Genomic DNA, 19,942 nt, shown 5'->3' with positions numbered 1-19,942 from the left:
GAGCTCAGGCCCCGCTCGTCCCCACCGGTGAGCCGATGAGCGTGGAGATGCGATCCGGCGACACCGCCCGCGAGTAGAGCCACCCCTGGCCGGTGTCGCAGCCGATCCGCCGCAGCCGGTCCGCCTGTTGCGGCGTCTCCACGCACTCCGCCGTCACCGTCAGACCGAGCCGGTGCGCCAACTGCACCATGGCCTCCACGATGGTCTCGTCGGCCTCACTTGCGTCCCCGTCGCCGCTCTCGTACTGGAACCCGCGCACGAACGATCCGTCGAGTTTCAGCACCGAGACCGGCAGCCGGCTCAGATAGGCGAGGTTCGAGTAGCCGGTGCCGAAGTCGTCGATGGCGATCCGGACACCCATCTCGCTCAGCGCCTGCAAGGTCTCCAGCGGCCGGCCCGCCGAACCCATCACCGCGGATTCGGTCAGCTCCAGCTGGAGCAGCCCGGGTTCGAGCCCGGTCTCGCGCAGAGTCGCGGCGACATCCGCCACGAGATCCGAGTCCCACACCTGCCGTACGGCGACATTGACGCTGACGAACACCGGCGCACTCTCCGGGTGTTCCAGCTGCCAGGCCCTGGCCTGGGCGCAGGCGGTGCGCAGCACCCACAGGCCGAGCTCGACGATCGAGCCGTCCTCCTCGGCCAGTGCGATGAACCGATTCGGCGCCAGCGTCCCGAACTGCGGGTGATGCCAGCGCACCAACGCCTCCACGCCCCGCACGCCGCAGTCGTCCAGACCCACCAACGGCTGGTACTCCAGGGCGAATTCACCGCGCTCCACGGCCGGCCGCAGAGTCGCCGCGAGCGCCTGACGGGTCATCCGGTGGGCGTTGCGCTCGGGATCGAAGAGGGTCCAGCGGGCCTTGCCGTCCGCCTTCGCCCAGTACAGCGTCGTGTCCGCGCCCTGCATCAGGCCGGTCGCGCTGGTGCCGGCGGCGCGGCGCTCCACCACACCGACCGAGGCGGACACCGCGAGCTGCCGTCCGCCGAGTTCGAAGGGCTCGCGCAGACCGTCGAGCACGGACTGGGCGAGCGAGGTCAGCTGTTCCGTACCGGTCGAGTCCTCGACCAGGAGCGCGAACTCGTCGCCGCCGAGCCGGGCCACCAGGATCTCGCGGCCACCGTCCTCGGCGGCCGCCCGCTCGGCGCAGTGGGTCAGACGGTCGGCGACGGCGGCGAGGAGGCGGTCGCCGCTGCCGTGCCCGAGGGTGTCGTTGATCGCCTTGAAGCCGTCGAGGTCGAGGTAGCACAGGCCGATCCGGCCGGTGCCGGTCGCCTCGTCCGCGGCCTCGAGCGCGCCCGTGAGGCGTTCGAAGAACAGGGTCCGGTTCGGCAGCCGGGTCACCGGATCGTGCAGCCGTACGTGACGCAGCTGCGCCTGCAGTTCGCGCCGGGCCGTGACATCGGTGACCGTCACCAGCACCGACCCGCGCTGGGCGAGCGGCGCCACGGTGATCTGCGCCCACACCGCGTGCCCGGCCGGATGCTTGAGCCGCCGCGTGCAGCGCAGCCCCGCGCGGCGGCCCCGCAGGATCTCCTGGTACGCGTGCCAGCTGCGGGCCTGCGCCGCGATATCCACCAGACCGGCCGCGGACCGGCCGCGCAGCTCCCTGGGGGAGAGACCGAGCAGGGTGCCGAGCGCGTCGTTCGCCGAGGTGATCCGGCCGTCGGTGTCGACCACGGCCATCGCGGACCGGGACGCGTGGAACGCGGCGTGCCCGTCGCGCAGCTCGGCGTCCTGGTACGGGAGGTCGGAATCCGGTTCCGGGTACGACAGCTCCGGACCCGGACCGGTCAATTCATCACCATCCGTGACGATCGGCCCGATGTCATCGGTGGCCGTCGGCGCCGTGAAGGTCGGCCCTTCGGACATTCCGCTCACCGCTCGCTCCCGGAGGGCAGTCGTTTCTTGTACAGGTCGGATGGGTGGTCGGCCGGAAAGTGTGCCGATCATAGAGGCTGGCCGGAGCACCGATCCAGCCTTTGTACGGGCAGGTGTACTCCTCCGGGGTACGGGACGGGTGAAGCCCCTGGGTGTCACCCCTTTGACAGATCGTTTCTGCTCAAGGCTGGTCGGCTCGGCGGCGCAACTCTTCCGTGCGGGACCGCTTGTTGGCGCCTCTGTGACGTTGTGTGATCCCCGGAGTGTCGCCTCTCACTCGTCCGGGGCAGCTGAACAGGGCATACCCGCACGAACCGGAACAGGCTGGGTGCGGTGTTCTGTTGCCCGTCCCCCGGAGGCCCGACGTGCCGCGTCCGCTCCACCCCGGTACTCCACCTCGTGAGCGGGAGCTCTCGCCGCGCGTGCGCCGTGCGGCCGCAGCCTTCACCTCCTTCGTCGCGCTCGCCGCGACCTCCCTCGCGGCGGGGCCCGTCTCCGCCGACGCCTTCGCCGGCCCGTGCGCCCTCGAGCGGACCTCCGCCCACCACTCCGAGGGCCTCGACACCTGGAACAGCGCCTACCCCAAGCCGGTCGAGCAACTCGACGCGGTGATGGTGTTCCTCTCGTTCCCCGACTCGGAGCCGCTGGCCACGCCGGCCCAGCTGGCCGCGGACCACTTCCCGGCCACCAGCGAGTTCTTCGACCGTGCGTCGTACGGACGCTTCGACCTCAAGGCGCATCCGGGCAAGGACTGGCTCGAGATGCCCGAGCCGTCCACCTCGTACGAGATACAGCGCGACTGGCCGACGCAGAAGCGCAGCGCCTATCTGCGTGACGCGCTGGCGGTCGCGGACCCTTCGGTGGACTTCAGCCGCTACGACGTCGTCTACTTCGTGGCCGACCCCGATGCCCCGGGTGTCGACTCGGACGCGACGAAGGTCGTGAACTTCGAGCGTCCGCTGCGCGCCGACGGCACCGACCTGCGACGCATCGTCACGGTCTTCGAGCGGCACCCGCCCGACCGGAACGTCCTGGCGCACGAGACGGGCCATGTCTTCGACCTGCCCGACCTGTACCACCGGCCGACGGACGGCAAGGGCGACTGGGACACCCACGTCGGCGACTGGGACGTGATGGGCAGTCAGTTCGGCCTCGCCCCCGACCTCTTCGGCTGGCACAAGTGGAAGCTCGGCTGGCTCGACGGGCATCAGGTCACCTGCGTCCAGGGCACGGGCGACAGTCTGCTGAGCCTGGAGCCGATCGCGGCGGCGCCCGAGCGCGGGCAGCTCGGCGGCAAACGGCTCGCGGTGGTGCGCACGGGGCGCGACAGTGCGGTGGCGATCGAGGCGCGGGGCCGTACCGGAAACGACCGGGAGACCTGCACCGAGGGCGTCCTGATCTACCGGGTCCACACCGACTCCGCATCCGGGCACGGGCCCGTCGAGGTCGTCGACGCCCATCCGGACTCCGGGGCCTGCTGGGACTCCTCGGTGTATCCGGAGCTGGCCGACGCGCCTGTCCAGGTGGGGGAGAACCGGACGGTTCCGGGGGAGCGGGTCACGGTCCAGGTGGTGTCGCAGTCCGCATCCGGAACCTGGACGGTGAAGATCACCACCTAGGCCCGTGGAGCAGCACGAAGGCCCCTCGCCGAAGCGAGGGGCCTTTCGTCGTCTGTGCGCCGTCAGGGACTCGAACCCCGGACCCGCTGATTAAGAGTCAGCTGCTCTAACCAACTGAGCTAACGGCGCCTGCTGACGTCGTAGACCTTAGCACCCTGATCGGCGCGAGGAAAAATCGATATACGGACCGCCGCACGGGCCCCCGAACGGGCCGCGCGGACGCACGCCCAGAGCAGAACCTCGGGCCCCGGCAGCCACGGATGGTGGCTGTCGGGCGCCACCAGCCAGCGGGAATCCATCGGGTGCGGCGGGTATTCACCGCCGGCTCCGTGCACCGGCGGCACGGTGATCGCATCGCCCGCACCGTGACACAGCGGAGGCGGCACCGACGGGTGCCACTCCTCCCAGGCGAGCAGAGACGGCAGCCGCTGCGCGGTGCCCGGCGCCGCGAACAGCAGCGTCCGGCCGCGGTGCGAGGCGACCGGCCCGGAGCCGGGGCCCGCCTCCCAGAGCTGGTCGAGCACACGCCGACCGAACACCGCGGGCACGCTCACCGCGTCGAACCCCGTACCGCAGGGCACCACCACGGGAGCCGCAGGCCGTGAGTTCCACAGGGCGAGTGTGCTGCGCGGGTGGGAGGTGCAGGCGGCGAGCCAGGCCGCGCCTTCGGAGGTGACGCTGGCGGGGTGCGGGGTGTCGATCGTGGCGTGCACGATCGTGCCGAAGGGGGCGGCGGGGGCCGGGGAAGAGGTCGCGCCGTGCCGGTCACGGTTGTCTGCGGTGTGCTGCCGGGTGCTCATACACACAGGTCTACTGGCGGTAATGAGGCCATTTCCGCGACTTGCCGGAAATCGGGACAGGACCTGAGGCGACGGAGTACCTTGCCCCCGCCGCATATGCCATCAGCTCTTTCGAGCGGGGGCGCGCAACTGGCCGCCGGGGCGCGGCAGTACCGGGAACCCGTCAGCCGTCGGTCAGCTGTCCCCGTCGCGCAGGAGTTCGCGGCCGAACTCGACCATTTTCTTGGCGTAGTCCTCCGTCCAGTCCGCCCGCTCGGCGATCGCCGCCGTCGTCAGCCGGTCGAACCGGCGCGGATCGGCCAGCTGGGCCGCCGCGATCGCCTGGAACTCCAGGGACCGGTCCGTCGCCGCGCGGAACGCGAGCGTCAGCTCCGTCGCCCGCGCGAGCAGCTCCTTCGGATCCTCGAGCGACTCCAGGTCGAAGAAATGCTCCGGGTCGGCGGTCGCCTCGGCCGGCTCGAAGAGCAGCGGCGCGGGTCGCAGCCGCCGCTCGGTCTGCTCGGGCTCCGCCATGTGCCTGGTCCTCTCGTCGTGCCGTGGTACGTCGTCCCGTGCCGCCCCGCGGGCTGGTTCGAAGCCCGCTGCGCGGTGACCGGCTCCGGGCCACCTTCCATTGTCCAACCTCGTGCAAGTACGCCCCGTGGCCATCGCCGCTGCACCGGTCACCCCAGATGGGTACCCCTTCAAGTGCGCATCGGCACACGGTGGTTGGACCAGGCGTCCCAGGTGTGCTGCATGGCCTCCCAGCCGTCGGGGAACTTCACCGTCACACCCAGCTGCACCGGCTCCGTCGACGGATGGTCGTCGAGCAGCTCCGCCACGCCCGCCCGGCACACCACGATGCACGCGTGCCGGTGCCGCGAGGCCAGTACGCACAGCCGGCCCGTCTCCAGATGGAACGCGGTCGCGTCCGGCCGGCCCGACAGCGGGTGCAGCATGACCGTCACGTCGTACTCGCGGCCCTGCAGCCGGTTCGCCGTGTCGACCGTGACGTCCGTGACACCGAGCTCCGTGAGCGCCGACCGTACGGCCGCGGCCTGATCGCGGTGCGCGGTGCCCACCGCGATCCGGTCGCTGGTCAGCGGCACCGGGTCCGTGGTCCGCTCGCTCGTCGTCACGCCGCCGCGGTCGAGCAGCCGGCGCACCACCGACGCCACCGCCCGTACCGCCTCCGGGTCGGTGCGGGGTGTGTGCCGGGCGGGCAGCTCCAGCAGGCCCCAACCCGACACCGCCGCCTCGTCGATCACCCGGTCCGGGCCCGAACCGTCCGACGTCACTGAGAACGCCAGCGTGCGGTCCCCGTGCTCCGTGCCGCTGCGGAACCGCGTGTACGGATAGAACGCGTCCGACACCAGGCCGGCCGCCGAGGCCGGCAGGCGCCACGACACCGGCAGCCGGTGCTGCGGCAGCTCCGGATTGTGCGCGAGGAGCGTGGACACGGCACTCGCCGACGGGTCGTGCGTGAGCCCGGCCCACTGCTCGGCCCCCACGATCGAGAACGGGTCGAGCTGACCGGGATCGCCGACGAACAGCGCCCGCTCGAACAGCCCGGCCACGGCGAGCAGCCCGTCCGAACGCATCTGGTACGCCTCGTCGACGATGGCGTGCGGCCACGGATCGGTGCCGTTCACATGCGCCCACTTCGCGGCCGTCGAGATGACCACGTCGAGGCCGGCGAGATCGCCGGCCTTCGCCGACTTGCGGACCTGCTCCAGATCGTCGAGGGCCCGGTCGTACGGATCGGAGTCGCTGCTGTGCAGCCTGCCCACCGGCAGCGACGGGTTCTTCTCGGCGAGGCGCAGGACCAGGTCGTCCACCTGTGCGTTGGTCTGCGCCACGATCATCAGCGGGCGGCCGGCGGCGGCGAGACGCAGTGCCGCGTTCACCACCAGGGTCGACTTGCCCGCGCCGGGCGGGGAGTCGACGACCACACCGCGGGCCGTGCCGTGCAGGGTGTCGTGCAGGATCGCGTCCGTGGCGCGGCCCGCCGCGCGTGCCGGGTCGAAGGGTTCGGGGGCGGGATTCCGGGCATCCTCTCCGGCCGTCACAGCACATCCTCCGCGGTCACCAGGTCGGGGTTCTCCGCCGCGGCTCCGGGCGGGCCACCGTGCGTCCAGGGTGTGTCCTCCGGTTCCGGCAGCCCGGGGCCGCCGCGCGGCGTGTGCTCGAACAGCGTCCAGCACACCCGCTCGCCCGGCTCCGGCACCGAACCCGCCTCGGGCTCCTTGCCGCGGCCCATCTTGTCGAGGATCCGCAGCACCACCGCCCCGGCCTCGGCCTCGCCCGCCTCCGCCCACCCCGCGAACTCCGCCGACTGCGGCTTGCCCGCCAGATCGCGGAACACCTTGGTCCGCTCCCCGAGATGCGGTCGGTCCGCCGTCCGCAGCGTCACCAGCGGTCGCGGGCTCGGCCGCTTGCTCTCGCTGTACGCCATCGTCACGTCGACGACCTCGCCGACGAACGCCTCACCGGACAGCCGCCGTCCGGCCATCACCAGCGGATCGTCGAGCGCCTCCTGCGCCTCCAGTCTGGCCTGCGCGGTCTCCCGCGCCGACAGCTTGTTCGCCGCGGTCACCGCGTCGTCGCGGCGCGGCTGCGGCGGCTCACCGGCCAGCACCCGGTCCCGGTGACCGGTGTACGACCAGCGGTCGCGCGTCCAGCGGTCCTCGTCACGAAGCGACCGCGGCAGGTCCCGCAGCAGGTCGATGCCCCGCCACATCGCGTCCCACGTCGGACGGGTGCAGCCCGCCACCAGATCGCGGATCTCCCGCTCCGCCGCGGTCAGTTCGGCGAGCCTGCGGTCCGCGGCCACACCGTCGTCGGCCGCCGCGAGTGCCGTACGTGCCCGGTCGAAACGCTCGACGGCCGGGGCAAGGAGCCGGTTGTCGAACGCCGGGTCCGTCGCCGGACCCGCCGGCGGACAGCGCAACTGGCCGGCCGCGTCCCGCGCAAGCTCCGCCTCGCGCGCCGCCCACGCCCCCGAGGCACCCTCCGGCGGATCGATCCAGGCGAGCAGCGCCCCCAGGTGCTGGTCCTCCAGACTCGACTGGCCCGCCGCCCAGTGCCGCGACAGCAGATCCGTCATCGCCATCAGGAGCGCGGAGCCGGGCACCCGCGCCCGCTCGCCGAAATGCGTCAGCCAGCGCCCGAGCAGCGGAACCCGAGGCGGCGCCGGATACGGAGTGTCCGGATCCTGCTCGGCGGTACGACGGAACCGCATCGACCGACCGAGCAGCCGCACGAACTCCAGGCCCGCCCGGCTCGGCACCAGGATCTGCGGCGCATCGGTGCACAGCTCGACCTCGACCTTGACGCGCTTGCCGCTCTCCGGATCCTTCGTCGAACGCTCCGTCGACTCCGTCTCCCCGGCGAACCCGTCGACGTACGGAAGCACCACCTCCGCCAGCTCGGACAGGAAACCGAACCGCAGGTCACGATCGCGCGGCTGCGGCACCACCAGCAGCTGCGGCGCCGCACGGTCCGTACCGACCAGGGCACCGAGCGGCGCACCCGTCTCACCGGCCGTCGTCAAAGGCACGAACACCAGCGGCCGCTCGGCCACATGCCGGTGCCGGACCGTCGCCAGCGGCTGCGCCCGCCCCGACTCGGTGGCCTCGAGCCGGGCCAGTGCCTGCATCAGCGACATGACGGCCCCCAGCAGCGACCGGAGAGCCACGGCTCATCGCAGTCCCGCGCACGGGCAGCGGCCCACGGCCGCCGGCTCAGCACGGCGCACCCCCGAGCGCCTCGGCCCGCAGCGCCGCCGCACGGCGCAGCGCGGCCACCGCCGGATCGTCCGGATCGCCCTCCGCACCGCGGGCCGCGGCCAGCACCCGCTCCACCTCGGTCAGACCGCCCAGCTCGCCGCGGAGCGACCGCCCGAGCGCCGTGACCGTCCCCGCTTCCCGCGCCCGGTCGCGGCAGTGGAAGGCCAGCTCGCACGACGACAGGCACTGCGGGGCGTACGTCGCCGGCACCGCGCTCACCGCCTCCTCGATCTCCGCCGCGGGACGCTCCACATCGAACGTGGTGCCCGGCGGCAACGCCTCGGCGATCTCCTCGATCCGGGTCAGCCGGGCCAACTGCCGCTTCGTGACCGCGACCTGCTTACGGGCGTCCACCGCCGACGCCGTCGGCAGGTTCGAGAAGTCGCGCGGGCACACCAGAAGCACCTCGTGCCGCACCCCGGGGACCGGATCGAGACGCCGCGCGACCTCCTCGAGCGCCAGCACGTACACCGCGGACTGGCGGGCCGCCGCCCCCACCTTCGAGGCGTCCGCCGAACCGTCCACCATCGGGAACGACTTGATCTCCACGACCGTCCACCGGCCGTCCGGATGCACCACCACCGCATCCGGCTCCAGATACGCCGGTGACCCCGCCACGTCCAGCGCGAGCAACGGATGGTCGAGCAGCGTCCACTCCGCCGCCGACGCGGCCTCCCGCAGCGCGAGTGCCGTACGCGCCGCCCGCCCCTCGGGCCCCGCCGCGCCCAACTCCGGGACCCGCGCCGTACCCGGCTCCGGCTCCGGGCCGCCACCCAGCAGGCCGTGCGCCAGACGCAGCAGCTCCGCACCGCCGTCCGCCTTGACCCGCGCCTCGAAGGCGTTCCCTCGTACGAACGCGAACTGGGACTGGCCGAAGCCGGAAGGCGAACCCAGTGCCTCGGCGAGCGTCGCCTTGTCCACCCCCGCGCCGTCCAGCAGGGCGCGGCGCCGGCAACCGGGATTCGCCGCGAGCGCCGCGAGGGCGCGGGCATCGAGGGCCTTGGGCGGGACCGACGGGCCCCGCAGCTCAGCGAGCCGCTGCCGCAGCCCCGTCGCCCGCGGCTCCTGCTTCGGCATCGGCGGGTCCGGCTGCGGACCCGCGCTGTTGGGGAATTCGCTCACCTGCGGAAGTCTGACATCCAGGACTGACAACGCGGGAACGAGCAGCCGATCTGCGCAGCACGAAAAGGGACTTGGCCCGATCGGCGAGATGCATCACGCGCGGCGCGAGCAGCAGACCGGCCGCCATCACGGCACCACCCGCGGCCGCGTCGAGGAAGTAGTGGTTGGCCGTGCCCATCACCACGATCGTCGTGACGAGCGGGTAGGCGACCGCGATCACCCGGGTCAGCCGCGACCTGCCGTGCTTCCACAGGATCACCCCGCACCACAGCGCCCACCCCACGTGCAGGCTCGGCATCGCCGCGTACTGGTTCGTCATCCCGCCGAGCCCGCGCGGCGCACTCGCCTCCGCACCCCACCAGCCGTACGAGCTGTACTGCGCCATCGTGTCGACGAAACCGTGGCCCGCCTCGAGCAGCCGCGGCGGGCACGTCGGCAGCAGCGTGAACCCGACCAGACCGATCAGCGTCGACACCATCAGCCAGGTGCGGGCGATCCGGTAGTGCGCGGGCCTGCGCCGGAACATCCAGATCAGGATCGCGGGAGTGACCAGATAGTGCAGCGACGCGTACGCGAAGTCGGCGGGTACGCCGATCCAGGCGTGCTCCGTGAAGAGGCGGTTCAGCGGGTGCTCGGCGTTCAGGAACAGCGCCTTCTCGATCCGCAGGATCGCCAGGCCGTGATCGACGGCGGTCGACACGTCACCGCGCGCCAGGAGCCGGCCCGCCGAGTAGGCCGCGTACACCAGGACGATGAGTGGCAGTTCCGTCCACCAGCGCGGACGCCCGGCCGCAGGCTCGTCGCGTATGTCCCCCGGTGCCGCGGCCGCCTGCGGCGCGTCCGTCTGCGGCGCTCCCATACTTATTCGCTCGCTCTCCCTCATCGCTTCTGGCCGCGCGGCCAGCGAACCACCATACGGTGTGGCCCGGCGGCGGCGGACGGTCACTCTCGCTGCTGCCGTGGCGCGTGGTACTAGACGCACGCACGACGCTCGGGGTTGCTGACGGAGGGCACCTCTCGGGGCTCATCGGCGCGCGTGCGCGATGATGGTCCGGGACGGGGCGGACCCGTCCCGCAAACCGCCGCTCTGCGCCGGTTGAGCAGCATTCGACAGCCCACCGGGCCGCCCCGAACACGCACGGAAGAGTCCCCCATGGCACCCCGCATCCTGCTGGTCCGGCACGGACAGACGGCCTGGTCACAGGCCGGCAAGCACACCGGCCGCACCGACATCCCGCTGCTCGACCAGGGACGGCACGGCGCCCGCCTCGTCGGTGAGAGGCTGCACCGCCCACCACTGTCCGGCCTGCCCGGTGCGGAGGTGCTCACCAGCCCACTGGCACGCGCGCGTGCCACCTGCGACATCGCCGGGTTCGGCGACCGCGCCGAAACCTGCGACGACCTCCTCGAATGGGACTACGGCGACTACGAAGGCCTCGCCCCCGACGAGATCCAGGAACGGCAGCCGGGCTGGCTCCTGTGGCGTGACGGCGTGCCCGGAGGCGAGACGGCCGCCGAGATCACCGCCCGCGCCGACGCCGTCGTCGACCGCGCCCGCAGTGCCGACCGCGACCTGCTGGTCTTCGCCCACGGCCACCTGCTGCGCGCGCTCGGCGCCCGCTGGCTCGGCCTGCCCCTCGACTTCGGCGCCCGCATCCGGCTCGACCCGACGTCCCTGTCGATCCTCGGCTGGGCGTACGCAGAGCCGGCCATCGAAGCGTGGAACGACACCGGGCACCTGACGGCCTGACCTACCCGAGCGTCGAACGCGCGAGCGTCAAAAGCGTCCTCTACGCGCGCGTGGACGACCGCCGGGAACGCGAAACCGCCCTCCACGCGCGCGTAGAGGGCGGTTCACCGACGTGACGTTCGTACGCGGTACGGCCACCCCTCAACCGGCCAGCGCCGCATGCCGTTCCAGGAAGTCCGGCACCCCGGCGCCGCCCCCGTGGAGCCGCAACAGCCGCGCCGTGCCGGCCAGTATCGAGTGGATCCGCGCCGACCCCACCTCACCCAGCACATCGAGCACCCGGCCCCCGGCCGCCGCCGCCTCGTCCACCGCCCCCGCATGGGCCAGATCGTCCGCCGCCTCCGCCGTGTACAGCGCGATGTTCCGGGTGAAATGCGGATCCTGCAGACCCACCGCCCGCTGCGCCTGCCGAGCCGCCCGCGGCCACTCACCGAGCGCCGACCAGCACTGCGCCTCGAGACCGGACAACTCCGCCTCACCGTAGAAACTCATCCACTCCGGATCCGCGTCCGAGGCTCCGGCCTCGAACAGACCCTGCGCCCGCGACAGCGACTGCCCACAGCCCGCCCGGTCCCCGAGCCCCGCCCAGCCGCCCGCCTCCCGCAGCGCCAGCAACGACTGCAGCCGGCTCGACCCCGACGCCCGCGCCGAACGCTGCGCCGCCTGAGCCGCCCGCACCGCCTCCCGGGACCGTCCCGCATCCCGCGCCAGGAACGACATGTTGCACAACGCGTGCGTCTCCAGGGCCCCGTCACCCGCCATCCGCGCCGTGGCCAGCGCCTGGGCGTAATGCGCCCGCGCCTCCTCCAGACGTCCCGAGTCGTGCGCCAGCCAGCCCACCGAGATCGCCAGCTCACCGGCCCCGGCGTGCAGCCGCTCCGACACCGACTGCCGTGCTGCCTCGGCATCGAGCAGCGCATACGCCGTACGCAACGGACCCATCGCCCGCCGGTACAGGCCGTCCGCGCCGTGCCGGTCGTCGAGCAGCCGGATCCGGCGCACCGCGTCCTCAAGGGCCAGCGCCTCCGCCGTACCCACCCTGCGCGGCAACCGCGCCTCGGAGGCCTCCGCGGGTCGGCCGAGCGTGGCCGCCACGGCCGCGCCGCCGACTGTCATGAATGCGCGACGCAGCACGTCGCTCACCTCGTCGCTCTGTGTACTCGGGGTTCTCGGGGACCACTGGGACACCACGCGCCCTGCGCCGTGCTGCCCGAACGCGTGCGCCGCGGCGTCGGCGGGTGCGGGACGCGCGGCCCGGCCGCGTACCGATGCACGGGACGCGAACCCCAGATCGGACAGCGTCCGGCCGGGGAACATGTGCAGAAACACCCGCTCGTAGGCGTAGTTGGGGCAGCGGATCTCACCCGACTCCACCCGGCCGATGTAGCGCGCGTCGCAAGACACCCGCTCGCCGATCTCCTGGCCGGACCGGCGCACGAGCGAGGCGAACTCACCCGGCGACAGCGAACCGCGCAGCCGCCGGAAGGCGGCATTCGGCCGGGGGGACCGCATGGACGATGTCACCGTTGACGACGCCATGGCCTTGCCCTCTCGTGCGGATCTTGCTCGTACAGATCGTGCTCGTCCAGATCGTGCTTGTGCAGATCGTGCTCATGCGGAGCGTGCTCGTACGGACCGACAACAGCCCGGGAACAGACAGCACCGGGAACACACGGCGCCACCGCACGGCACACCGGCCGTCCGGCACGCCCCTCGGCGCCCGTGTCCCAGCGGGGCTCGAAGGTACCTGCTGTGACGACACCAGTACGCAGAGTTTGCCTACAAACCGGAAATCTCCTGCGAGATCTGCCATGAAGCGCCATCCGAAACGGGGGTGTTGTGCCGTAGCCGTTGACGCCGAAGAACGTTGGACCTTACGGAGAAGGCGCCCGCGAGAAAGCCTTCCCGGACGAGGCGCGACCCGTTGTTGGAGGCCGGCATGAAGATCACCCGCGCAGCACTGCCGACCGCACCCACCCGGCACCCCGGACCCCACCCCACACCCCAGGCCCTCTACGCCGCGCCACGCCCCGACCCCGCACCCGCCGCACCCCCGTGGGACCTCGTCACCGTGCCCGCCCGCCACGGCCTCGAAGCCGTCGACATCCTGCGCCGCCGACCGGGCCCCGCCCTCGGACCCGTCCTCCACGACCGCAGCTGCGACACCCTCGGCTTCCTCGTACCGCCCGGCACCGCCGAGCGCTGGAACGTACCCGGCAGCGCCTGCACCCAGACCTGCGCCCGCCCCGCGCACACCCGCACGGAACAGCCACCCGTCGCCGGCACCAGCTGGCTCCTCGCACCCGCCGACAGCGCACCCGTCACCGACCCCGACCGGCTGCGCCGGGCCCTCGGCGAAGCCGCCCGCATCATCGAGACCGGCGGACCCGTCTGCGGCTGAACCGACTCGCGCGGTGCCCCCGACCCACAGCACCGATAATGGCCGGGTGAGCAGGAGAAAACGCACCGCCGCCGCCATCGTCGAAACAGTCGACGGCGGCCTCGCCGAGCTGATACCCGACCCCGAGCGCACGCGCGCGTGGACCCTGCTCCTGGACGGCGCCCCCCAGTCGCACGTCGACCTCGAGGACCCCGCCCACCTCGACTTCGCCTACCAGCGCCGAATCGGCCACCTCATCGACCTCGCCGCCCCCACCGGCAAACCCGTACGCGCCGTCCACCTCGGCGGCGGAGCCCTCACCCTCGCCCGCTACATCGCCGGCACCCGCCCCCGCTCCACCCAACAGGTCGTCGAACGCGACTGCGCACTCGTACAGCTCGTCCGCAGAGAACTCCCTCTCGACGCCCACGCGCGCGTAAGGATCCGCTCCACCGACGCCCGAGACGGCCTCGGCAGAATCCCGGACAACTGGGCCGACCTCCTCATCGCCGACGTGTTCAGCGGCGCACGCACCCCCGCCCACCTCACCACCACCGAATTCCTCGACGACGTCCACCGCGTCCTCGCACCCGGCGGCACCTACGTCGCCAACCTCGCCGACGGCCCTCCGCTCGGCTACCTCCGCGGCCAGATCGCCACCGCCGCCCACCGGTTCCCCGAGATCGCCCTCGCCGCCGACCCGGCCGTCCTGCGCGGCAAACGATTCGGCAACGCCGTACTCGTCGCCTCCGACCAGCCACTGCCCCTGCCCGAACTCACCCGCCGCATCGCCGCCGACCCCCACCCCGGCCGCGTCGAACACGGCCGCGGACTCCTCGACTTCACCGGCGGCGCCACCGTCGTCCGGGACGCGAGCGCCACCGCCTCACCGGCACCACCCGCCGGCGCCTTCCGCCGCTGAACCAGCGGCCCCGGCACCGGATCGACCCGGCGCCCGCCTCGGCGGTCCCTCAGCGCTCGTCGATCTCCACCAGCGGCGCATGATCGTGCCACGTACAGAACACCGAAATCTCCCGGCCGTCCCGCGTGAACGTCACCCGGATCCAGGACTCCTGCTTCCAGACCTGCATCTCCCACCCCGCATTCGGAGTCGCCGACACCAGCTCCGCCGACGCCGCCCGCATGTCGAACACGGCCCGGCCACCCTCGACCGAATAACCCTTCACCCGGCCGTTCGACGCCGGGCGGGAACTCTCACCACCCGGCGACTTCGAAGGAGACTGCGACGGCGAACGACCACCACCCGAACCCCCCTCCTCCTTGCCGCCCCCGTCACCCTTCCCACCACCCGGCGACCGGCTCGAGGCATCCCCCTCCGGCGTCGCACTCGGCCGCCGCGTCGACGACACCTGCGGACTCGCCGTACCAGAGACACCCGACGCCGCACCCGCGATCGGCACCGCCCGCGGAGGGTCGTACACCGTGCCCGTCATCACCGTGTGCACCCCCCACCACGACAGCGTGACCGCCGCGCCCGTAGCGAGCGTCCACGCCATCGTGTGCACCAGTCCTCGTCGCATCGCCGGTCATACTGCACCATCCGCCGAGGCCATGTCCTCCACAGCGCACCGTCCCCCGAATGGCGTACGGTGCCGCCCATGGCAAGTGTGCTCGTCGTAGAGGACGACCAGTTCGTGCGCTCCGCCCTCATCCGGCACCTGACCGACGCCTCCCACACCGTACGGAGTGTCGGCACCGCTCTGGAGGCGCTGCGCGAGGTCGCCCATTTCCGGTTCGACGTCGTCATCCTCGACCTCGGACTGCCCGACCTCGACGGGGCGGAAGCCCTCAAAATGCTCCGAGGCATCACCGACGTCCCCGTGATCATCGCCACCGCGCGCGACGACGAGGCCGAGATCGTCCGACTCCTCAACGACGGAGCCGACGACTACCTCACCAAACCCTTCTCCGTCGAACACCTCTCCGCCCGCATGGCCGCCGTACTGCGCCGCTCCGGCACCGGCAGCACCCCCGACACCCCCCTCACCCGCGTCATCGAGGTCGGCGGCCTGTCCATCGACCCGCTGCGCCGCCAGGCCACCCTCGACAGCACCCCCCTCGACCTCACCCGCCGCGAATTCGACCTCCTCGCCTTCCTCGCAGGCCGCCCCGGAGTCGTCGTACCCCGCAAAGAACTCCTCGCCGAGGTCTGGCAGCAGTCGTACGGCGACGACCAGACCATCGACGTTCACCTCTCCTGGCTCCGCCGCAAACTCGGCGAAACCGCCGCACAACCCCGCTACCTGCACACCCTGCGCGGCGTAGGCGTCAAACTGGAACCGCCCCGATGAGATGGGCGCTCGTCAAGGTCTGCCTCGCCGTCACCACGATGGTCGTCGTCGCCTTCGCCATCCCCCTCGGACTCGTCATCCGCGAAATGGCCTCCGACCGCGCCTTCTCCAACGCCGAACGACAAGCCGCAGCCCTCGGCCCCACCCTCTCCATCACCACCGACCGCACCCAGCTCACCCGCGCCGTCATGTCCACCCAAGCCGGCGCCGACGGACAGCTCGCCGTCCACATCCCCGCCACCGACGACGAAGCCGCCATCGAGATCGGCCGCCGCCGCGCCACCCGCGAAGACCTCGACACCACCCGCGAACTCGGACGCGCCTCCACCACCGAAGCACCCGGCGGATCCGCACTCCTGCAACCCACCGCACTCAGCAGCGGCGAGATCGCCATCGTCGAAGTCTTCGTCCCCGAAGGCGAAGTCAGCAACGGCGTCACCACCGCCTGGCTCGTCCTCGCCGGCGTCGGCATCGCCCTCATCATCGGCTCCGTCGCCGTAGCCGACCGCCTCGGCATACGCCTCGTCCAACCCGCCAAAGAACTCGTCGGCGCCGCCCACGCACTCGGCGACGGCCAACTCGGCGCCCGCGTACCCGAAGACGGCCCCACCGAACTCAAACAAGCCGCCACCGCCTTCAACGCCATGGCCGACCAGGTCGTCCAACTCCTCGCCAACGAACGCGAACTCGCCGCCGACCTCTCCCACCGGCTCCGCACACCCCTCACCGTGCTGCGCCTCAACGCCGCCTCCCTCGGCGACACCCCCGCAGCCGACCAGACCCGCGCCGCCGTCCAACAACTCGAACGCGAAGTCGACACCATCATCCAGACCGCCCGCGACGCCAAACCCCGGACCGCACCCGCAGGACCCGCAGTCGGCTGCGACGCCGCCGAAGTCATCCGCGACCGCATGGCCTTCTGGTCCGCACTCGCCGAGGACGAAGCACGCACCGTACGCGTCGCCGGCGTCGACACCCCCGCACGTATCCCCGTCGTACGCGCCGACCTCGTCGCCGCCCTCGACGCACTCCTCGGCAACGTCTTCCGCCACACCCCCGAAGGCACCGCCCTCGCCGTCGACGTCCACCACGGCGAAGACGCCGTCATCCTCCTCGTCTCCGACGCGGGACCCGGCATCCACGACCCCGAAGCCGCCCTCGTACGAGGCCGCAGCAACGGCACAGCCGGCTCCACCGGACTCGGCCTCGACATCGTCCGCCGCCTCGCCGAAACCACCGGCGGCGACGTACGCATCGGCCGCTCCATCCTCGGCGGCACCGAGATCCGCGTCCGGATCCAACTCGACCGACGCACCCCCACCACCGCCCGCCGCGGCCACCGCGGATCCGTACGCCGCCGCCGACGCACCACCACCGGCCGCCGCACATGACCGCCGTCCCCCGGCCCCGAACACCCCTCAGGGGCCGCCGCTCTTAACCACCGCCCAATGGTTCCTTAAGCCAGCCCTAAACTCCCCAACTCCCGTCCACAACAAGCTGATTGTCCGATTCCACATCGCTAATGTGCTGCCGCACCCACCCCCACATTCCGAGGCGGCACACATGAGCAACACCCACCGGCGCAGGATCAGCGGCAAGACCAAAGCGGCAGGCGCAGTCATCGCAGCCGCCGCCATCGGCACAGCCGCCCTCACCCTCACCACCAGCGCCCAGGCCACCAAGAACGACCCCGCCGCCAAGCCGGCCGCCGAAGCCGGCGGCTTCGCCCCCTTCGTCGACACCTCGCTCGAGCCGGCGTACGACCTCCTCGCCACCGCCGAGGAAACCGGCGTCAAGGAATACAACCTCGCCTTCGTCACCTCAGGCGGCTCCTGCGCACCCCTGTGGGGCGGCACCACCGACCTCGACAACAACCCCGTCGCGAACCAGATCGGCGATCTCCGCGCCCAGGGCGGCGACGTACGCGTCTCCTTCGGCGGCGCATCCGGCTCCGAACTCGCCCTCAACTGCGCCAGCGCCGACGAACTCGCCGCGGCCTACGGCAAGGTCGTCGACGCCTACGACCTCACCAAGGTCGACTTCGACATCGAGGGCGCCGCACTCCCGGACACCGAGGCCAACACCCGCCGCGCCCAGGCCATCGCCCAACTCCAGAAGGACCACCCCGACCTCGACGTGTCCTTCACCCTGCCCGTGATGCCCGAAGGCCTCACCCAGCCCGGCGTCGACCTGCTCGCCGACGCCAAGGAGAACGGCGTCAGCATCAACGCCGTCAACATCATGGCCATGGACTACGGCCCCTCCTACAGCGACGACATGGGCGACTACGCCATCCAGGCAGCCACCGCCACCCAGGGCCAGCTCAAGGAATCCCTCGGCCTCGAGGACGCCGAAGCCTGGAAGACCGTCGCCATCACCCCGATGATCGGCGTCAACGACGTCACCACCGAGATCTTCCAGCTCGACGACGCACCCCAACTCGTCGAATTCGCCCAGGAAAAGGGCATCGGCTGGCTCTCCATGTGGTCCTCGACGCGCGACAAGGCCTGCGAAGGCGGATCCACCGAGGTCTCCCCGACCTGCAGCTCCATCGAGCAGGAACCCCTCGCCTTCACCAAGGCTTTCAGCGCCGACAAGTAGGCCGCCAGGGGCGGGTCCTCACCGCCAGGGCCCGCCCCGCCCCCGAAAACCGCACCCCTCCCCCCACACAGCGTGCCCCGGCCGGGCTTCCCCCCACTCCGGCCGGGGCACGCGCTTGCGTCTGACTGCTCAGGTCCTTGCAGCTTTTCGACTTCTCCGCTTCTCGGCTGCTCGGGCGCGCGGGTGCGCGGGCTCTCGGCCTCTCGGCCTCTCAGTCCTCGACGTCCGGAAGCCGGCCCGTCGCCGCCGCCTTCGCGTACCAGCGCGCGCTCGACTTCGGAACCCGGTTCTGCGTCTCGTAGTCGACGTACACCGCACCGAAGCGCTTGCTGTAGCCGTAGGCCCACTCGAAATTGTCGAGCAGCGACCACAAGAAGTAGCCGCGGACGTCCGCGCCCGCCTCCAACGCCTTGTGCACCGCCCGCAGATGCCCGTCCAAGTACCGAATCCGCTCAGGATCATGGACCTGACCTGCAGAGTTCGGCTTGTCGTCGAACGCCGCCCCATTCTCCGTGACAAAAAGCGGAACCCCCGGAGCCTCCGCGGTGTACTTCAGGAGAAGGTCGGTCAGGCCGGTCGGATCCACCGGCCACTCCATCGCGGTGAGTTCGCCCGGCGCGCGATGGAAGGCCACCGAGTCGGCCGCGGGCCAGGGGGAGTGAACAGCGGAGTTGTGCCCGTCGTGGCGGGGAGCGGACGGGTCGGCTCCACCGGACACCACGGCCGGTGAGTAGTAGTTGATACCGAGGAAGTCGAGGGGGTGATGAATGACAGACAGGTCCTCGGACCGTACGAAGGACCAGTCCGTGACCGACGCCGTATCGGTGAGCAGATCCCCGGGGTACGCACCCTTGAGCAGGGGACCGGTGAACACCCGGTTCGCAAGGGCATCGATACGTCGCTGAGCGTCACGGTCCTCCGGAGAATCGGTCAGGGGCCGCACCGCACTCGGATTGAGGCTGATACCGAGCCGTGCCCGCGCCGGCAATACCGAGCGCAGGGCCTGGGCGCCCAGGCCGTGCGCGAGGTTGAGATGGTGCGCCGCACGCAGCGCGGCAGCCGGATCGGTCCGGCCAGGGGCGTGCACCCCCGAGCCGTATCCGAGGAATGCGCTGCACCACGGCTCGTTCAGCGTGGTCCACATCCGGACACGGTCGCCCAGCGCTTCGCCGACGATCCGGGCGTAGTCGGCGAAGCGGTGAGCGGTGTCGCGCTCCGGCCACCCCCCGCCCGCGCTGTCACCACTGGGGAAGGACGTCTCCAACTCCTGTGGCAGGTCCCAGTGGTACAGCGTGACCATCGGCTCGATGCCGTTCTCGAGCAGCTCGTCGACGAGCTGCCGGTAGAAGTCGAGACCGCGCTGCACGGCCGGACCGCGACCGGTGGGCTGGACACGTGGCCAGGACACCGAGAAGCGGTAGGTGCGCAGCCCGAGGTCGGCCATGAGCCGGACATCCTCGCGCCAGCGGTGGTAATGGTCGCAGGCCACATCGCCGGTGTCCCCGCCGAGGACCTTGCCCGGCGTACGGCTGAAGGTGTCCCAGATGGACGGGGTGCGGCCGTCCTCCTGTGCGGCGCCCTCGATCTGATAGGCGGCGGTTGCGGCACCCCAGAGGAACTCCGGGGGAAAGCTCAGCTTCGCATCGGACACGGGAGCGCTCCCAAGGTCGGTAAGGGAAAGGGAAGAACAGGTCAGGAAGTGGTGGGTG

At 71.6% G+C, this 19,942-nt stretch carries 17 protein-coding genes and 1 tRNA gene; 7 read left to right on the top strand and 11 right to left on the bottom strand.

The features are described from left to right. Nucleotides 1-4: 4 nt before the first annotated feature. On the bottom strand, nucleotides 5-1,882 hold the full coding sequence (locus tag DSC45_RS06680) for a putative bifunctional diguanylate cyclase/phosphodiesterase (RefSeq protein ID WP_162929157.1): 1,878 nt from the start codon (nucleotides 1,880-1,882) through the stop codon (nucleotides 5-7). 365 nt (nucleotides 1,883-2,247) lie between these two features. Here DSC45_RS06680 and DSC45_RS06675 point away from each other — a divergent pair, with 365 nt between their 5' ends. Further along, entirely contained in the window at nucleotides 2,248-3,501 is a 1,254-nt protein-coding gene (locus DSC45_RS06675; protein ID WP_240434497.1) for a M6 family metalloprotease domain-containing protein, read from the top strand. A gap of 55 nt (nucleotides 3,502-3,556) precedes the next feature. Here the strand turns inward: DSC45_RS06675 and DSC45_RS06670 are convergent. The 7 genes from DSC45_RS06670 to DSC45_RS06640 form a co-directional block, all read right to left on the bottom strand. Next, nucleotides 3,557-3,630 (bottom strand) — tRNA-Lys (locus DSC45_RS06670). Continuing rightward, on the bottom strand, nucleotides 3,621-4,214 hold the full coding sequence (locus DSC45_RS06665; RefSeq protein WP_240434522.1) for a bifunctional DNA primase/polymerase: 594 nt from the start codon (nucleotides 4,212-4,214) through the stop codon (nucleotides 3,621-3,623). The genes DSC45_RS06670 and DSC45_RS06665 overlap by 10 nt, the downstream gene beginning before the upstream one ends. A 261-nt stretch (nucleotides 4,215-4,475) precedes the next feature. Continuing rightward, nucleotides 4,476-4,814: a hypothetical protein gene (locus DSC45_RS06660; RefSeq protein WP_119288042.1), complete on the bottom strand. Its 339-nt coding sequence runs from the start codon at nucleotides 4,812-4,814 to the stop codon at nucleotides 4,476-4,478. A gap of 170 nt (nucleotides 4,815-4,984) precedes the next feature. Further along, a complete protein-coding gene (locus tag DSC45_RS06655) occupies nucleotides 4,985-6,349 on the bottom strand; it encodes a DEAD/DEAH box helicase (RefSeq protein ID WP_119288040.1) in 1,365 nt (454 codons plus the stop codon). After that, entirely contained in the window at nucleotides 6,346-7,947 is a 1,602-nt protein-coding gene (locus DSC45_RS06650) for a hypothetical protein (protein WP_119288426.1), read from the bottom strand. Before DSC45_RS06650 ends, DSC45_RS06655 begins: the two co-directional genes overlap by 4 nt. A 76-nt stretch (nucleotides 7,948-8,023) precedes the next feature. Next, the gene (locus DSC45_RS06645) at nucleotides 8,024-9,145 is read right to left on the bottom strand and encodes a hypothetical protein (protein ID WP_119288038.1); all 1,122 of its coding nucleotides are present in this window, start codon (nucleotides 9,143-9,145) and stop codon (nucleotides 8,024-8,026) included. Continuing rightward, complete coding sequence (locus DSC45_RS06640) at nucleotides 9,096-10,049, bottom strand: phosphatase PAP2 family protein (RefSeq protein ID WP_119288037.1); 954 nt, start codon at nucleotides 10,047-10,049, stop codon at nucleotides 9,096-9,098. The genes DSC45_RS06645 and DSC45_RS06640 overlap by 50 nt, the downstream gene beginning before the upstream one ends. 294 nt (nucleotides 10,050-10,343) lie before the next feature. On the opposite strand from DSC45_RS06640, the gene DSC45_RS06635 reads away from it, so the two are divergent. Next, on the top strand, nucleotides 10,344-10,940 hold the full coding sequence (locus DSC45_RS06635) for a histidine phosphatase family protein (RefSeq protein ID WP_119288035.1): 597 nt from the start codon (nucleotides 10,344-10,346) through the stop codon (nucleotides 10,938-10,940). A gap of 141 nt (nucleotides 10,941-11,081) precedes the next feature. Here DSC45_RS06635 and DSC45_RS06630 read toward each other — a convergent pair whose 3' ends face one another. After that, entirely contained in the window at nucleotides 11,082-12,479 is a 1,398-nt protein-coding gene (locus DSC45_RS06630; RefSeq protein ID WP_119288033.1) for an NsdA family TPR-like regulatory protein, read from the bottom strand. Nucleotides 12,480-12,879: 400 nt separating this feature from the next. Here DSC45_RS06630 and DSC45_RS06625 point away from each other — a divergent pair, with 400 nt between their 5' ends. Both DSC45_RS06625 and DSC45_RS06620 read left to right on the top strand, forming a co-directional pair. Next, nucleotides 12,880-13,341: a hypothetical protein gene (locus DSC45_RS06625; protein ID WP_240434496.1), complete on the top strand. Its 462-nt coding sequence runs from the start codon at nucleotides 12,880-12,882 to the stop codon at nucleotides 13,339-13,341. Between the two features lie 46 nt (nucleotides 13,342-13,387). Then, nucleotides 13,388-14,242, top strand: a complete 855-nt coding sequence (locus DSC45_RS06620) for a spermidine synthase (protein ID WP_240434495.1) — start codon at nucleotides 13,388-13,390, stop codon at nucleotides 14,240-14,242. A 49-nt stretch (nucleotides 14,243-14,291) separates the two neighbouring features. On the opposite strand, the gene DSC45_RS36900 is transcribed toward DSC45_RS06620, so the two are convergent. Further along, the gene (locus DSC45_RS36900) at nucleotides 14,292-14,474 is read right to left on the bottom strand and encodes a hypothetical protein (protein ID WP_346426648.1); all 183 of its coding nucleotides are present in this window, start codon (nucleotides 14,472-14,474) and stop codon (nucleotides 14,292-14,294) included. A gap of 465 nt (nucleotides 14,475-14,939) precedes the next feature. On the opposite strand from DSC45_RS36900, the gene DSC45_RS06610 reads away from it, so the two are divergent. The 3 genes from DSC45_RS06610 (at nucleotide 14,940) to DSC45_RS06600 (ending at nucleotide 18,233) form a co-directional block, all read left to right on the top strand. Next, nucleotides 14,940-15,632, top strand: coding sequence for a response regulator transcription factor (locus tag DSC45_RS06610; RefSeq protein WP_205571261.1), 693 nt, complete (start codon nucleotides 14,940-14,942; stop codon nucleotides 15,630-15,632). Next, the gene (locus DSC45_RS06605) at nucleotides 15,629-17,023 is read left to right on the top strand and encodes a HAMP domain-containing sensor histidine kinase (RefSeq protein ID WP_119288025.1); all 1,395 of its coding nucleotides are present in this window, start codon (nucleotides 15,629-15,631) and stop codon (nucleotides 17,021-17,023) included. Before DSC45_RS06610 ends, DSC45_RS06605 begins: the two co-directional genes overlap by 4 nt. A gap of 172 nt (nucleotides 17,024-17,195) precedes the next feature. Next, nucleotides 17,196-18,233 carry a chitinase gene (locus DSC45_RS06600; protein ID WP_119288023.1) on the top strand — a complete coding sequence of 346 codons (1,038 nt, stop codon included), beginning with the start codon at nucleotides 17,196-17,198 and terminating at the stop codon, nucleotides 18,231-18,233. Between the two features lie 211 nt (nucleotides 18,234-18,444). On the opposite strand, the gene DSC45_RS06595 is transcribed toward DSC45_RS06600, so the two are convergent. Further along, complete coding sequence (locus tag DSC45_RS06595; RefSeq protein ID WP_119288021.1) at nucleotides 18,445-19,884, bottom strand: GH1 family beta-glucosidase; 1,440 nt, start codon at nucleotides 19,882-19,884, stop codon at nucleotides 18,445-18,447. Nucleotides 19,885-19,942 lie beyond the last annotated feature (58 nt).

It is taken from the genome of Streptomyces sp. YIM 130001 (assembly GCF_003574445.1).
In the GTDB taxonomy this organism is placed as follows: domain Bacteria; phylum Actinomycetota; class Actinomycetes; order Streptomycetales; family Streptomycetaceae; genus Streptomyces.
Note: the sequence above shows the minus strand (reverse complement) of the source record. Positions and strands in the feature narration are given on the sequence as shown.

Bases quoted from the DNA above. Each gene is read 5' to 3' on its own strand.
- DSC45_RS06660 (WP_119288042.1), bottom strand. From the start codon at position 4,814: ATGGCGGAGCCCGAGCAGACCGAGCGGCGGCTGCGACCCGCGCCGCTG.
- DSC45_RS06630 (WP_119288033.1), bottom strand. From the start codon at position 12,479: ATGGCGTCGTCAACGGTGACATCGTCCATGCGGTCCCCCCGGCCGAAT.
- DSC45_RS06605 (WP_119288025.1), top strand. From the start codon at position 15,629: ATGAGATGGGCGCTCGTCAAGGTCTGCCTCGCCGTCACCACGATGGTC.
- DSC45_RS06635 (WP_119288035.1), top strand. From the start codon at position 10,344: ATGGCACCCCGCATCCTGCTGGTCCGGCACGGACAGACGGCCTGGTCA.
- DSC45_RS06645 (WP_119288038.1), bottom strand. From the start codon at position 9,145: ATGCCGAAGCAGGAGCCGCGGGCGACGGGGCTGCGGCAGCGGCTCGCT.
- DSC45_RS06640 (WP_119288037.1), bottom strand. From the start codon at position 10,049: ATGGGAGCGCCGCAGACGGACGCGCCGCAGGCGGCCGCGGCACCGGGG.
- DSC45_RS06610 (WP_205571261.1), top strand. From the start codon at position 14,940: ATGGCAAGTGTGCTCGTCGTAGAGGACGACCAGTTCGTGCGCTCCGCC.
- DSC45_RS06600 (WP_119288023.1), top strand. From the start codon at position 17,196: ATGAGCAACACCCACCGGCGCAGGATCAGCGGCAAGACCAAAGCGGCA.
- DSC45_RS06625 (WP_240434496.1), top strand. From the start codon at position 12,880: ATGAAGATCACCCGCGCAGCACTGCCGACCGCACCCACCCGGCACCCC.
- DSC45_RS06650 (WP_119288426.1), bottom strand. From the start codon at position 7,947: ATGTCGCTGATGCAGGCACTGGCCCGGCTCGAGGCCACCGAGTCGGGG.